General features: G+C 26.3%; 17 protein-coding genes and 1 pseudogene. 2 read left to right on the forward strand and 16 right to left on the reverse strand.

Translation table 4 applies throughout. The features are described 5' to 3' along the window. Positions 1 to 85: 85 nt before the first annotated feature. The 7 genes from EXC66_RS02790 to EXC66_RS02820 all read right to left on the reverse strand — a co-directional run bounded on the left by EXC66_RS02790 (position 86) and on the right by EXC66_RS02820 (position 4,287). Positions 86 to 358 carry a PTS sugar transporter subunit IIB gene (locus EXC66_RS02790; protein WP_006886846.1) on the reverse strand — a complete coding sequence of 91 codons (273 nt, stop codon included), beginning with the start codon at positions 356 to 358 and terminating at the stop codon, positions 86 to 88. Between the two features lie 10 nt (positions 359 to 368). Beyond that, positions 369 to 809 carry a PTS sugar transporter subunit IIA gene (locus tag EXC66_RS02795; RefSeq protein WP_006886845.1) on the reverse strand — a complete coding sequence of 147 codons (441 nt, stop codon included), beginning with the start codon at positions 807 to 809 and terminating at the stop codon, positions 369 to 371. Positions 810 to 816: 7 nt separating this feature from the next. Continuing rightward, on the reverse strand, positions 817 to 1,131 hold the full coding sequence (locus tag EXC66_RS02800) for a hypothetical protein (protein ID WP_006886844.1): 315 nt from the start codon (positions 1,129 to 1,131) through the stop codon (positions 817 to 819). Then, positions 1,131 to 1,793: a hypothetical protein gene (locus EXC66_RS02805; RefSeq protein ID WP_006886843.1), complete on the reverse strand. Its 663-nt coding sequence runs from the start codon at positions 1,791 to 1,793 to the stop codon at positions 1,131 to 1,133. Before EXC66_RS02805 ends, EXC66_RS02800 begins: the two co-directional genes overlap by 1 nt. Beyond that, a complete protein-coding gene (locus EXC66_RS02810; protein ID WP_006886842.1) occupies positions 1,793 to 2,479 on the reverse strand; it encodes a hypothetical protein in 687 nt (228 codons plus the stop codon). Before EXC66_RS02810 ends, EXC66_RS02805 begins: the two co-directional genes overlap by 1 nt. After that, the gene (locus EXC66_RS02815; RefSeq protein ID WP_006886841.1) at positions 2,469 to 3,119 is read right to left on the reverse strand and encodes a beta/alpha barrel domain-containing protein; all 651 of its coding nucleotides are present in this window, start codon (positions 3,117 to 3,119) and stop codon (positions 2,469 to 2,471) included. The genes EXC66_RS02810 and EXC66_RS02815 overlap by 11 nt, the downstream gene beginning before the upstream one ends. 337 nt (positions 3,120 to 3,456) lie before the next feature. Next, a complete protein-coding gene (locus EXC66_RS02820) occupies positions 3,457 to 4,287 on the reverse strand; it encodes an ADP-ribosyltransferase (RefSeq protein ID WP_129622374.1) in 831 nt (276 codons plus the stop codon). A gap of 836 nt (positions 4,288 to 5,123) precedes the next feature. Between EXC66_RS02820 and EXC66_RS02825 the strand changes: the two genes are divergently transcribed. After that, positions 5,124 to 6,695 (forward strand): DUF31 family putative serine protease, encoded by a 1,572-nt coding sequence (locus tag EXC66_RS02825; protein ID WP_112579246.1) that lies wholly within the window; start codon positions 5,124 to 5,126, stop codon positions 6,693 to 6,695. 192 nt (positions 6,696 to 6,887) lie between these two features. On the opposite strand, the gene EXC66_RS02830 is transcribed toward EXC66_RS02825, so the two are convergent. Continuing rightward, positions 6,888 to 7,787 (reverse strand): aquaporin, encoded by a 900-nt coding sequence (locus EXC66_RS02830; protein WP_006886834.1) that lies wholly within the window; start codon positions 7,785 to 7,787, stop codon positions 6,888 to 6,890. Between the two features lie 6 nt (positions 7,788 to 7,793). Then, positions 7,794 to 8,831, reverse strand: a complete 1,038-nt coding sequence (locus tag EXC66_RS02835; protein ID WP_006886833.1) for a 2-hydroxyacid dehydrogenase — start codon at positions 8,829 to 8,831, stop codon at positions 7,794 to 7,796. 140 nt (positions 8,832 to 8,971) lie between these two features. Here EXC66_RS02835 and EXC66_RS02840 point away from each other — a divergent pair, with 140 nt between their 5' ends. Next, a complete protein-coding gene (locus tag EXC66_RS02840; protein WP_006886832.1) occupies positions 8,972 to 9,703 on the forward strand; it encodes a DNA-processing protein DprA in 732 nt (243 codons plus the stop codon). Between the two features lie 50 nt (positions 9,704 to 9,753). Here EXC66_RS02840 and rpmA read toward each other — a convergent pair whose 3' ends face one another. The 7 genes and pseudogenes from rpmA to EXC66_RS04425 form a co-directional block, all read right to left on the reverse strand. After that, positions 9,754 to 10,014: a 50S ribosomal protein L27 gene (gene rpmA, locus EXC66_RS02845; RefSeq protein ID WP_006886831.1), complete on the reverse strand. Its 261-nt coding sequence runs from the start codon at positions 10,012 to 10,014 to the stop codon at positions 9,754 to 9,756. Positions 10,015 to 10,021: 7 nt separating this feature from the next. After that, positions 10,022 to 10,321, reverse strand: coding sequence for a 50S ribosomal protein L21 (gene rplU, locus EXC66_RS02850; RefSeq protein ID WP_006886830.1), 300 nt, complete (start codon positions 10,319 to 10,321; stop codon positions 10,022 to 10,024). Between the two features lie 126 nt (positions 10,322 to 10,447). Next, positions 10,448 to 10,687, reverse strand: a complete 240-nt coding sequence (locus EXC66_RS02855; protein WP_006886829.1) for a hypothetical protein — start codon at positions 10,685 to 10,687, stop codon at positions 10,448 to 10,450. Between the two features lie 66 nt (positions 10,688 to 10,753). Then, positions 10,754 to 11,941, reverse strand: a complete 1,188-nt coding sequence (locus tag EXC66_RS02860) for a YitT family protein (RefSeq protein ID WP_112579244.1) — start codon at positions 11,939 to 11,941, stop codon at positions 10,754 to 10,756. Positions 11,942 to 11,967: 26 nt separating this feature from the next. Next, positions 11,968 to 13,943: pseudogene (gene ligA / locus EXC66_RS02865) on the reverse strand (NAD-dependent DNA ligase LigA). 54 nt (positions 13,944 to 13,997) lie between these two features. After that, positions 13,998 to 14,927 carry a DUF2179 domain-containing protein gene (locus EXC66_RS02870; protein ID WP_050790567.1) on the reverse strand — a complete coding sequence of 310 codons (930 nt, stop codon included), beginning with the start codon at positions 14,925 to 14,927 and terminating at the stop codon, positions 13,998 to 14,000. 5 nt (positions 14,928 to 14,932) lie between these two features. Continuing rightward, on the reverse strand, positions 14,933 to 15,244 hold the full coding sequence (locus EXC66_RS04425; protein ID WP_050790566.1) for a hypothetical protein: 312 nt from the start codon (positions 15,242 to 15,244) through the stop codon (positions 14,933 to 14,935). Positions 15,245 to 15,298: the final 54 nt, after the last annotated feature.

A 15,298-nucleotide genomic window follows, 5' to 3' on the forward strand; every position in this document is an offset into this window, starting at 1 on the left:
CTAACTGGTTTAAATTTTAACAAGCAGCCTAAACCATACTCTTATCAACCAGAAAATAAGTTTCGATTGTTAAAATAATATTTTTTTATAATCCAAGTACTTTTTTAAGTTTTTCTTCAAGTTCTTGTTTTGAAAGAATATTTAATAAAATAATTTTTTTCTCTTCAGGAAAGTTTAATACAGGGGCAACATCAGCTCCAACTACAACGTAGTCAACCCCAACTCCTGTAAATGAACTAATGTTTGTGTGTTCTACTTTTTCATAAGGAACATTTAGTGCATTTAAAACACTTTTAACATTCATTTCTACTAAAAGACTTGATCCAAGTCCTGATCCACATACTGTTTGAATAACCATAATTTTCTCCTTATTTAAATTTTTGAATTAAAGTTTTAACTTCATTGATATTTTTTGCTTGGTAAAGTTCTTTTTTGAATTCTTCATTAGTAAAATAATGAGCAAATTCTTGAAGAATATCTAAATGTGAATGTGAGTCAACTGCACAAAGGGTAATAATAACTTTAGCATATTTATCTTCTTGATTATTGAATTGAACAAAGTCATCAAGTACCATAACAGAAGCACCATTTTTAAGTGAATAAGGCCCAGGTGCTGCATGTAGTAATGCTAAACCATGTTCAAGAACATAATAAGCTCCAAATTGTTCAGTTGACTTAAAGATTGCGTCAGCTAATTCTTTTGTTGCATACTTTTTATTTACTAAAAGTTCAACACCACGATTTACACATTCTTTTCAATCTTTAATACTATTGAATTCAAGCATTTCTTCATTGAATAATTTTGACATATCTCTCCTAACTGTGATTTTGTAATGCAAGATACATTAATATTATAAATAAAACTACAAACATACTAAAGAATATAATAACAATAATCAAACCATACTTTTTAGATGTGGTTGGTTTATATTCTTTTGGTTCTGGTAGACCTTTATAATACATGAAAAACTTATTGGGGTTCTTTGATTTTTTAATTTGACTTTCTTGGTGCTTAACAACTAATTCATAAAGTTCTTGATCGTTTAATTTTTCAACCTTTTCAATTTCTTCTTCATAAACTGTTGTTAATAAATTAATGTAACGTTCTCTATCATTTTTACTTAAGTTCACTATTTACCTCATTTGTTGAATAAAACTATTAAATCTCTAACCGGTTCCACAACTGAAAAAAGAATCAAATTAATTTCAGTAAAATAATTTCTTCTTAGTAATCTACTAGCAATTTTAAAATCATTTTCAGCAAGAACATATTTAAGTTGTTCCATAACCGAATCATTAATTAAGCGTCTAGTTTTATAAAATATTCCAAAACTTAGCAATGCTATAAGAAGTATACTTATGAATAAAATTGCTGAAATAATTCAAAATTGGAAAAACAATAATACAAAGATACTAATTCAAATTATAGGAAATAATAATTTAATAACATATTGAACTATATTCATTCATTTTTTAGTTAATATAAACTTATAACATTGTAAATATGACATTGTTAATGAATATACAGAATAATCTCCAATAATACTTTCATTAAAGTGAATTATTTTTTTTCTATTATCTAATTCAAAAGTGAAATAATTTTGATTGAATTCAAATTGAATTAATTGATTCTTTTTATCTAATACTTTTTTTGCATATTTAACTGAAGTGTAAGGTAAGTTAGAATTTAATTCTTTACTATTTTGAATTAAAGCATTATATATTAAGAAACAATAAACAAGTGAAATTACAACAATTAAAGCAAATATAAATGTAGCAATTAAAAAATTCATTATTTTTTAGCTTTTATTTTATACAAGTTTTCTTTTTGTAATTTTTCCACTAATTTATATTTATCGTTTAAGCTTAATTCATCATATGCTTCGTAATTTTTTTCAATTTCTTCAATAAAATCAATTGAATTAGATACCATAAATGAAGTGTTATTGCTTATTTTTCGAATATCATTTTTTAATAAAACAATAAATTCAAACTTAAATTTACTATCAGGTAAAAAATCATGCTTAAGCATTTTAATTATTTCATTGTATCAGTGCATTTGCACTTCTTTTAATGTTTTCTTTTTACTATTATGAATCAATCAAATTTCTTTATCATTTATCACTAATTCATCATTAATAGAATTCTTGATCATATTTGAAATTAAAAAAACTCTGTTTTTATAAATTATGATCGCAGGAATTAAAGAATAATTTAATTTAGAAAATTTATTTTTAATTAAAATGTTATAAATTATTTCAAATTCTTTATTTTTAGATAAACCATCAATTAATCTGTCTAACTCTTTATCGATTGCACCAATATTTTTAGAATTAGTTATTAAATTATTTGGATTTTTATCAAAGAAAAGTCTTCAAATAATAACACCAATTAATATAAGGATTAAAACTAAAGATAAAGTTCAAAAAGATATTTTTATAGTATTTACACTAGAGAAATCAAAAACATTATATTCCATATTTCTCGTTTCATCAAGTCATGAATTCAACCTTATCCTTTGCTGAATAAGTATTTATTATAGAACCACCAACAGCTATATCAACATTATTTTCAAAGAACAAATTAGCATTATTTTCTCTTAATCCACCATCACTGATGATTAATAATTTTGGATTAATTTGTTTTAATAATTTAACTCTCTTTAGTAGTTCTGGATTCAATTGAACTCCAGTACCCCCGATTTTATCAATAGTCATCAAAACAACAAAATCAACTTTCTTAATAACTTCGGTATATTTTTCAATATCATCTTGTGATTCGACCATAACTCCAATTTGTCCAGAAAACTTTTCTCTATAAGAATCTATTTTTTCAACACTTGCTTGTCTTATAGGAAACGAAACTCTGTGAATTTTAATTTCATTGAATTTATTTAATAACAAACTTACATCACTAGTCATGCAATGAGCATCAAATTCTACATTAGGATATTTTTTAATCAAATAATCAGCAGTTTCAATATTTAATCCAAAGCTGGATGTGTAATGAAAATCCATAAAATCTAAATGCATGTATTCAAGCCCATTTTTTACTAAATCATCAATTTGTTGTTCACACTTAAGTAAATTAAGTGCACACACGCTCTGTGAATACTTCAAAATTTACCTCCTTAGAAAAATATCGTACCAATTAGATTGGCAAAGGTTACTATCAATGCAAACATTATTATGAATGACATAATTCAGGCACTTTTGGTCACAAATACGACAGTATTATTTGACTCGTCAAGTCCCTTTACAAGATAGTTATTAAATTATACTAAAGTATATACTCAAAATTGAAAGCATTTTGTTATACAATAATCAATGTGTAATCGTTTACATATATTAAATTGTATATATTTATAATATGAAGTCTTTATAGTGTTTAACGCATAAAAAATATAGCCCCAATAAGGACTATACTTTTTATGCGTTTCATATTTTTTCATATTTATTAAACAAGGTCTACTTCAAAAATATTTACATCTTTTTCTTTATACACTTTAATTATTTTAAACTTAGAATTTCTCTTAAGTAAAACTTGTGATTCTTCACTTCCTTCTCCAAAACCAGCAAAGTCAAAGTTAGCTAAATAAGCAGCTCCTTTATAACCTTTTTGGATATTAATTTTGAATGCAACTTTTTCTTTTAAGGGGTTATTTTCAACTATATCTGAATTTCATTGGTCGGCAAAAGTAGGACGTCAACCAAAAAATTCAGTTGCATACTTTTTAATTAAAGTTGTTGAAATAAACCCTTTAGATTGGATTGTTTTACCAACACAATTGTCATAATTATACTTACCGTTATTTTCAATAATAAAGTCTTTAAGTTGTTCGTAAAATTCGACTTCTTGATATTCAACACCATGTCATAAAACATCATTTCTTGGATATGTTGCTTTTTCAAGTGCTGAATCAATATATTTATAATCTTCGCCACGAATTTCTAAACTACGATTTTTATCTAGGTTGTCATTTTTAATCAATAATGAAACATTAGTAGGTTCAATTCCTTTGTGCAACGGTTCATTTCAGAATACACCACCACATCAAGAATATAAACCAATCGCTTGCTGCTCTGAAGTTAAATGATAGTCAATAAATTTACCATTTCTGTCTTTATTTCATGTAGAATTAGTTAGTGATTTGTATCAATCTGTATATGCTTCTTTTAATTCTTTGTCATAAACATTACTTACTTTGTTGCAAGAAGCACTCAAAGCTGTGGCGAATGCAGACACAAGAACTGTAGAAGTTAAAATAAATTTAATTCTTTTAGTCATAATGAAAACATTATACATTTATTAAATAAATTACTTATATATTTTTAATTTTTTTGTAATATTTTATATATTAATTTTGAAGGAGAACCATGAAAAAATCAAAGATTTTAATTTCAGTTTGTAGTTTGACCACTTCTATATCATTAGCTACTACACCATATTTTAACTTAAATAATGGAAGTGAAGATAAAGCTAAATAAATAAAAGAATTTATAAAATATCTAGATCGATTATTTGAATATATAGAAAGTTTGGATCAAGAGAAAGTTAATGATATTTTTAACTCATTAAGTAAGAATAAAGAAGTAAATGAATTTATAAATAGCTTAAATGAAAATGATGATTATTCTAAGCTAGGCACAAAATTATAAAATCTAAATATCTCTTGAGATCAAACTTTAGTTTTAGCAAGCAAAATTGTACAAAAAATAACAAAAAAAGAAAAACAAATATTGACAGAATAGTTAAAACTTATACATATACTCAAAAATAAAACTAGATAATGGAGAAGCTTTATTATTAAATGATATAAATGAAATTAAGTACAATGGAAACAAATTATTGGTTAATAGCTACAATTGAGAGTATACATATGATTGTGTGTGAGATACTGATAAATCATATATTGCTTGATCTAATAAAAATTGTTAAATAATATCATGGAAGTAGTTATACCAAACCTTGAAAAATTGCTGATGGATGATTTGGTTATCCAGATTTATACATAACTCAACAATTGAGTGTCGAAGACATTCCTGCGTGCATTCCAAGCTCAAATTGATAATGATTATCACCAGCTAATGAGTTTAATTTTGCTAATTATATAAAGGATTTATATGTTTAAGAAAAATATTAATTGAAAGAACTTTTTTAAATGAGTTGCAATTCTGTTCTTACCAGTATCAGCTTCATTATATATTCAATATAAAATTTATTTTCCTGATAAATATTCTAAATATGATTCAAAAGATTTTGGTAGATTACCTCAAAAATTTGATTGAAAAACCCCATTTCCTAACAATTATAAGTTAAATAAAGAATTAATCTCTAATTCATTCGCCACTGATGTCACAAAAGAAAACTTTTCTGAATATATTCAACTTTTTGAAAATGAAAAGCTTTATGATATCAAGTATTACGAAGCTCAAGGTACTATTGTCTTCCTATTTCAAATTAAAAGGAGGATTTTATTAACTACAGAAGTAGGGATAGCACCTTTAGTTATAACTGGTTTTAAAATTAAAGAAAATAGTTATAAAACAGAAAAAATTGAAAATTTAGTTGATACTTATGATCCTGAATTAATCGTTCCTGGTGTAAATAAATATGGTAATCGTTCAAAAGTATTGTTCACAATTCAAAATAATAATAAATTAAGTGTTGCTAATGGTAGTTTTATAGATTATCAAATTAATGAAGATGAAGAATATCCACTAACTTGATATATGATTACAAATATTCATACGTTGGATTTATATTGAAATGATCAAAATTATGATAAATATCAAGGTTATTTCACTAAACAAAAATCAAATTCAAAATTCACTTTATATAATGATGTTTTTAAATCTGAAATAGTTGAGACTCCTAAAATTGTATTTATGGGGTTTGACATCTTTAAGTCAAATCTTAACAAATTTAAAACTAAATTAAATTTAAGTGATTATAAACAGGATTTAGAAGAGTATATTGATGTAGCAATATTAGAATTTAAGTTCAAAGATATTGATCAAGCTCAAATGTTTACAAGAAAATATGCTGCTTACCCTTTCGAAAAGTATTCATTTTATGATTTTGGTCAAACTCATTATAAAATTTATCATCCATTTACTCATAGAAATATTGATAACGAGTATTATCAATATTATTCTGACCAAAATTCAATTAGCAAAACACACGTGTACAATCTTAGTCAAGATGGAAATTTAGAACTTATAGTTCCATTTAGAACAAATATTTCTTGACATTTCAAAGAAAATAGAGAACCACTAAATCCATATATATTCAATAGATTTATTAATAATAATCAAAGTATTATAAATGTAAAAAACAAAAAATTTGTGGATATTACAACAACAATTGGTTTTGATAACACTTCATATGGTGTAGGAAGCAGTGGTACACTTATGGAAATATATAATCATCCAGTAATTAAATATGCCGATTATAATAATAGTGTTGGTTTATGGTTTCCATTATGATGGGAAAATATAGATACATTTAAAAAATTTATTAAAGAAGATGACATAGATTACAAATTGTATTCAGATTTTAAAATAGAAAACTATAACTTAATTTATGGTAATTTATCAAATCAAAAAGATTGATACACTAAATCTTTAAAAGAGATTAATCCAAATATTGAAACTAGATTAACATTAAATGCTAAAACATTTTTTGATAGATAGACGTATGTCTATTTTTTTATATTTTCCACTTAGCAGCATAATGTTTATGAGTTAGTTAGGATTTGCTTCATTAAATTGATATTCATTTCACTTCTAGTGTAAATGTTGTATTTATACAACTTTTTTACACCAAGAATAACCTAATAAGTTAAAAATTGTCAAATAAAAAGGATGTTTTGCACATCCTAATTACTATTTGATTTTCATATTATTATTTCTGCTGTTTTTAAATTTAATGCAATATACTACAAATGGATTTACGTATTTTTGTGTAACACCTTGAATGAATAAGTAGAAAATTGGAGCTAAACTTGAACCAAGTGTCATCGCAATTGTTCCACCGATAAATGAATTTGTTACTGAAGCACCCGTATGTGCTGCATTAAATAAGTATGGTAATTGTTGAGCTAATCCACGAGCTGGGTTAATAGCAGCTGAACCACCAAGAATTCCCATTCACACTGAAAGTGAAATGATGAACATAATCATTAAGTCACGATATTTATCATTAATATTTGGTGAGAAAATTGGGAATAATAATATTGCAGTCATAACCAATTCAGTGAAGAAAATTCATGTTGAGCCACTAATTACACTGCTATTTTTTACGTTGTAAAATGCTTTATTTGCAGCTACATCAGCTAAAATAGGTGCGTTTGGCATCCCTTTAGTTGAAGTGTTAATTCCAATTAAATAAATAATACCTGCAGCAGCGAACATTCCTAAAACTTGCATAGCAAATTTCATTAATGCATATCTACCTGTGTTAGTCCCATTAAGATATCTAGTTAATGTTACCGCTGGGTTTAAATCACAGCTTCATCTTAAAAAGATGAATAAGCATAAACCTACAACAATAAATCCAGCAAAAAATCCTACGATTGTGTTGTGTAATAAAAATAAGTGTTCTATTGGTTTATCTCCAACATAAATGCTTAAACCAGCTAGTCCCATACTAATAAAGATAGTTCCAATAAATTCGGAAATTGCATGTTTAATTCATGTTTCTTTATTAGCTGGTTCTTGTGTGTTTTGCCTTCTTTCTTTTGTAAATTTAAAGAAATCAAAAATTCCATATTTTGTTTTATTCATTTTTTATTATCCGTTCTGAACTCTTCCGTTTTCTAATAATTTAAGAGCGTTTGTAAAATCTTGTTTTTCGGCATTATCGGCATTATCTAAGGTTATTCTGGCAATTTGAGTTAATGCTATATTTGTTAAGAATGCTTGGTGAGATGTAATTAAAACATTTTTCATTTTAATTAATTCTGCTCACTCTGGATCCATTTCTTGAAGTTCTTGTGCACGAGTTGAAACATCTTCATAAAATCTTCCTTCTTCACGTTCAAGAACATCAGAAGCAAGTCCAGCGATAGTATTATTTTTAAGTCCTTTAATTGCAGCCTTAATATCAATTAATTCACCTCTTGATGTATTAACAATGATAACACCTTTTTTCATAATTGACACCGCATCATCGTCAATCATATGTTTTGTTGATGGTAATAAAGGAGCGTGAAGAGAAATAAAATCACTTTCTTTTAATAATCTGGTTAATGAAACGTATTCAAATCCCATTTTTGTTGCTAAATCAGGATTATTTGTTTCACTGTAGATGTCAAAAACTAACACTTTAGCACCCATCCCTTTAGCTATATTAATGAAACCTTGTCCAATTTTACCTGCTCCAATAACTCCAATTGTCGAACCATATACACAAATTCCGTCAAGTCCGTTTAAAGAGAAATTGTATTTTTTAACACGTCTAGAAGCAGTAATTAATTTTCTGTTCAATGTCATCATAGTTGCCATTGCAAATTCAGCAACGGATTCTGCTGAATAATTAGGAATTCTAAATACTTGAATACCTAACTCTTGAGCTTTAGTTAAATCAACTTTATTGTAACCCATTGATCTTTGTAGTCAAATTTTAACACCATAACTTGCTAAAATATCTAACACATATTTATCTCCGTATGTGTTTACAAAAGCGCAAATAGCATCAAAACCTTTTGCTAATTTAGCAGTGTTAATATTTAAATTTTCTTTGAAATAAACAATTTCATGTCTTCCATTATTTTCTTGATTAAAGTACTTAATATCATATTCTTTTGCATCAAAAAAAGCTATTTTCACAACCACCTTCTTTCCACATTAAATTTTATCTTAAATACTGTTATTAATATTAATAAGTATTTATTATTATGAAAATAATAACAAATAAAGTTTAATTTTAGTTCACTTTTAATAATTGACACATATATTTATGAGGTTATATGAGAGAATTTTTATTATATTGAACATGAATTTGCAAAGGAAACAATTTAGATATTTTTAAAAAAATTAAAAATGGCGAAAGTGTAAACTTTAATGTTTTAGAACAAATTAAAAATAAACTTAACCAATCAAAAATCGAATACATCACTTTCTTAGACAGTGATTATCCAAGAGATTTATTACAACTAAAATATCCACCTTATGTTTTATTTTATAAAGGTAATATTGAACTACTTAAATCTAAAGAATTACTTAATATCACAGGTGAAATTAACAGTAGCATTAGCAAATTTACTATTAGCTATCTAAACGAAAATGTTTTTAAAAAATCTACGCTAATAACCAATAATCAAACAGATTTAGATAAGGAAATAATCAATCTATTCAAGAAACATAACTCTAATATAATTTATGTTCTTGCTTGTGGTATTGATAGCAGAATAACTGAACTTAAAAATAATGAATTAGTTATAAGTCAATTCCCACCTGATTATCATATTAAACGTGAGCACTATTCTATGAGAAATTTATTGTGTGCAGGTATTTCTAATAGAATGATTTTAATCTCGACTAAAGAAGAAAGTAAATTAATTCATCTAGCTTATGCTTTTGCTGATTATGGAAAAGATGTTTTCTGCTTTCCTGGAATCCAATGAAATGATACTAATAGTGAATTAATTAAAAATGGAGCTCAAATGATTACTAATATTTCAGATGTAGTATATTTTTAAATTAGAAAAACAGCAGTGACTGCTGTTATTTTAATAATTAATCAAATTGATTAATTTTGTTTTTCTGTATATACTGAAGCAAACTTTCTGTTTCTTCTAGTTTCATATTTAACATATCCGTCGATTAATGCAAATAATGTATCATCACCACCACGTTGAACGTTAACACCTGGGAAAATCTTTGTACCTCTTTGACGGTAAATGATTGAACCAGCTGTACAGAATTGTCCGTCACCTAATTTAGCACCAAGTCTTTTACTGTGTGAGTCACGACCGTTACGTGTCGAACCACCGGCTTTCGTATGTGCCATTTCTTAATTATCCTTTAATTTCTGTAATTTTTACACGTGTATATGGTTGACGGTGTCCAAGTTTTCTTTTGTGTGTTGATTTTGCATTGTGACGATATACAACGATTTTTTTAGCTTTACCTTGTTTTTCAATAACACCAGTAACGCTTGCTCCTGTTAAATATGGTTGACCAATTTTAGAGTCAATCAATAATACTTTATCAAAAGTAACATTGTCTCCTTCATTTCCTTCAATTTTCTCAATAAAAATTGTTTGATCAACTTCAACTAAAAGTTGTTTGCCTCCTGTTTCGATGATTGCTTTCATAGCAATACCTCCCTTAAGTGGCTCGCCTTTGAGGTGTTTTTTATTAAAAACTTATATACCTTTTTAGAACGGTTACTAAAGTAACATGCTTATTATACAACATTAAATTTTTAATCAAAAATTTTATTAAAAAATAACAAGACTATCGCTTTGAGAGGTTTTATCTTTAGTGTAATCTCATTTGTATGTGGCCTCTTTAGTTTTCATTTCACCAGAGTTACTAATACTAGATTTAATTAGTCCTACTATTGGAGTAATTGCATAAATTAGTTGTGGTAATAAAGTTATTAACATCGAAGCTACTGCTCCAGGTTCAATTTTTTCATAGTCTTTTTGACTAACTTTCTTTAGTTCTGATAATTTCATTTGTCCTCCATAATAGAATGCATTTTTTAGCACAAGTGAACAAAAAAAGAACAAAAAAGAGCTAAATTAGCTCTCTACATATTGAGTGTTAAAACTTCCTACTACCTTAGTTATTGGATAAACAGTAATTCAGACTGTAGGATCAACATTTTTTAGATCTTCAATGATATTTCTAGTTTCAAATAATAGACAAACTGTATCAATTTTGTAAACTTCAGCACCTGAATAACCTGATTTAATTGAGCTGATTTCATATCCATGTCAATAATTAATCAATTTAAAGTAAGCTAAAACTTTAGTAGGATTTGAACAAGAAATAGATAATTTAACCTTTTTGTATTTTGGATAAAGTAAATTAACAATTAAATTATTTACAACTAAATATACAAAGGTTGATAATTCTCTCATTCCGAAGTAAACTCTATGTGGACTTTTTTCTGTAATTGGATGTGGTTGGAAAATTCCAAAAATTACTAAGAAAACAATAGCTGTTGTAATGGACACAATACTCATAACTAATGCTACATTTTTCTTAAGTTTAGTTGAGAAGTAGTAAACTATAAAATCAGTTCCACCTGTTGATCCACCTGATTTTCAAGATAATGCAATTCCACTTGCGATAAAGGCTGCACCTAATACACCATAAAGTAATTTAATTCAAGTATCATGATCTGACTTGAGTTCCGGTCCAAAATTAATAGAATTTACTAAAAAATCATGGACAACATTTAAACTAAAAACAAAGTCGGTTCCAATTTGGAAAATCATAAATAGTACTGTTAAGACAGTAAAAGTTCTCTTTATTTTTAATCCAACAGTAAAAATAAGTGGTAAATTCACACCAAGGTAAATTAAAGCATAGTAAGGCTTTGTTTCAGGTATTAAAATGTTAATCAAAATTGGGATACCACTTAAGCCAGAAGGAATAGTGTCCCCTCTGACTAAAAACATTTTAGCACCAAAGTTAAAAATTAGCGCAGCAAAGAAAATAAAAACAACTCTTAATCAATATCTTTTTACGTATTCACTAAATGTAAATGAACGTTCTTTACTATTTAATAAGTGACGTCCCATTTTATATTTTAATAAATCTGCTTGTTGTAAAATTTCTTCACTTTTACTTTCAATATAAAAACGACAGTCTGCATTATGTTTTTGAAATTTTGGATTTTTATTGAAAAAAGAAAGTTTTTTTGGTGACTCTTTTTGGTTTTCACAACAATATTTTTTATTTTTTTGTTCCCTTAGTTTCATGTCTAAAATTATACTTATTTAATTATTTATTTAATTAAATTAAATAAAAATTTATCATCAATAATCTCAATATTAAGTTGTTCAGCTTTGGTCTTTTTGGAACCTGCATTTTCACCACAAAGTAGATAATTTGTTTTGTTTGAAACGCTAGAAGAAACAACTCCTCCATTTTGTTCAATAATCTCTTTAAGTTCTTCTCTTTTTAGCTCAAAAGTTCCGGTTATAACAAAAATTAAATTCTCAAGTTTTTTAGTTGAATTAGTTTTTACTGAGGAAGTGAAAATTTTGCTTAAGTGATTTATTGTGTTAACATTATTTTCGTCACTAAGTCATTTTTTTAGCGATTCTACTGATTTAGTTCCAAAATCGCTTTCATTTTCAAGTGAATCAATATCATAGGTTAAAAGTTCAGATATACTATTTATTTTTTTAGCGATTATTTTACTTGCTCTTTCTCCAATGTGTTTTATTCCTAGAGCAAAAATTATTTTATTTAATTTGTTATTTTTGCTATTTTCAATACTTTCAAGAATATTATTAACTTTTTTCTCTTTAAAAGTTCTTAATTGGAGAATTTTATTTTTATGTTCAGCTAAATTATAAATATCATAAACCTCTTTAATCAATCCCAGTTCAAAGAAAATCCTAATGTTAGATTCACCTAAATTAACAATATTTAAACTAGGTCTAGAAGCAAAGTGAATTATCTTTCTAATTTTCTTTTCATCACAGTTTTCATTAACACAAAATTGGTCCACATTATCATCAATATATTCTAATAGAGTATTACATGAAGGACAATTCATTGTTTTTGGATATACATCAGTTGAATTTTTTTTAACTAATTCAATAACCTTAGGTATTATTTCACCTGCTTTAATTAATTTAACTTCATCATTGATATTTAAGTTCAATTCTTTAATAAATTCATAATTATGTAAAGTAGCAAATTGTACATTAGTTTGATTAAGTTCAACTGGTTCAACATTTGCTACATATGTTATTTTACCTGTTCTTCCAACACTAGTAGTAATATTCAATATTTTAGTATTAGCTGATTCAGTTTCTAATTTAAATGCAATTGCATATCTTGGAAACTTAGCGGTATATCCTAGATCTTCTCAGATGTCAATATTATTTAATTTGATAACAAATCCATCGCAATCATAGTCTAATTTATTTTTAACTTCAGCAAATTTATCTATCTCTTCATAAATCTCTTCTAATTCAGTTACTTTTTTAAAATATGTTTGTGTTGGAAAACCTAACTTATTAATAAATTCAATCACTTCAGATTGGAAATGTAAATTGTGTTGAAGAGGTTCAACCACTTCATATAAGAATGCACTTAAATTTCTTTGTTTAACTATCATAGGGTCTAATTGGCGTAGCGTACCACTTGCTGCGTTTCTAGGGTTAGAGAATTCCTGTTTATTTTCTTTTTTAGTGCATTATTTATATCAATTAATGTTTTCTTCGAAATATAAACTTCACCTCTAATTTCAATTTCTTTAAGATAATTAATTTTTTGAGGTATAGAACTAATTTGGATAATATTTTCTGTGACATCTTCCCCTGTTATACCATCTCCACGTGTTACTGCCCTAATTAGTTTACCGTTTTGATAATGAAGTGAAATTGATAACCCATCAATTTTATAATCAAGTGCATAACTTATTTTTGTTTCATCAATTTTTTTAATGATGTTTTCGTGAAATTTCTTTATTTCATCAAAATCGTAAGCTTTTGAAAGTGAGAGCATGGCCTTTTTATGTTCAAATTTAGTAAATTTATTAGCAGCAAAACCTCCGATAATTTGCGTTGGGCTATCTTTTGTTACTAATTCAGGAAATTTGTTTTCTAAATCAATAAGTTCATTATATAACTTATCATATTCAGCATCACTTACAATCGGATTATCAAGATCATAATAATGATGATTGTATTCTTTAATTTTAGTTATTAATTCTTTAATTCTTTCTTTTGCTTGTTTAATATTCATAAAATTATTATACAAGGAATAAAATTTATAAATAAAAAATCAGCAAAATGCTGATTAAAATTTTGCAATTGGTAGATAAACATGTCCATCAATACTTGCAATATCTGAAATTGATATAAATGCTTCTGAGTCAACATCTCTTATAGCTTTAATAATTCTTGGCACTTGTCTAAATAATGCAATTGAAGTTACAACATTAACTTCTTTTCCTGAATATCCACCAATACCTTTAAATACTGTAACTCCAGTAACAATTTTAGTATCATGAGCAAGTCTTTCGCTAATATCCATATAATGTTTAGAGAATATTTCTACTCTAACAAGCTTAAATTTAGGGAATAATTTATTCAATACTAAAATATAAATAAAGTTTGTTAGTACAGTTGCTACAAAATTAGGTGAAAGATATAATTCAAATGTTCAAGCTTTATTTAATACTGCTAAAACTTGTTCATCTTGTATAAGTGTTTTGTCTACACTTTTAAGAAGCATAGAACCAGGGATGTATGAACCGATAGCCACACAAATTAAAATAATAATAATGTTCATGTAACCAGAAATACTTGCGAATGATTTTTGTTTTTCATTGGCATATCACTCTCCTATTACTCCAGTAACTCCAGCTGTACCACCTATGATTTGAATAATAGCAAAAATTCAAGATAATAAAAATCCGTATGTTAATGAGTAGATCATCAATGCAATGATATTCCCACCATCATTTCAAAGTAATGGGATAATTGGGCTTAATGATTTTTGATAATCATTTAAACTGTTCTTTACAATTTTATTTGAAAAATCTCCAATGAAGTATACATCATTAGCACCATCAATAAGACCTATACCAAAAGAAATAAATGAAGAAACAACTAAGAAAATTACTGTTAAATTAGTGAATGTTTTTCCAATTTTTTTATAACCAAAAACAAAAATAGGAATACTTAAAACTATATACGCAATTCAGTATATTAATTGGTCAATCATATTTCTTATATTTGCCCAACTGTTCTAGGCATTGATACTGTAATTAAACGAGCAATTGATTGTCCAAATGCAGCTAGACCAAAATTGTATATACCAACATTTTTAACAAAAAATACACTTATCACACCAAACACAATAGCTGTAATAATAGTTATGGTGATTATTTGTCACATTGGTTTTTGACCATAAAATGATCTTAACGGAAGACTAAAATTGGTCATTTTAGTTCTTTTATAAACTGTATTTTTTTTAGCAACGTCGAAATTTAAGTCTGTATTTATTTCATTATTACAATTAGATTTATCAAATTTACTCAAATTAACCTCCATAAGTTAGTAATTCTAATTATACCTTATTTTTAGGTTTTAGTA

Source organism: Mycoplasmopsis anatis, from assembly GCF_900660655.1.
Lineage (GTDB): Bacteria > Bacillota_I > Bacilli_A > Mycoplasmatales > Metamycoplasmataceae > Mycoplasmopsis > Mycoplasmopsis anatis.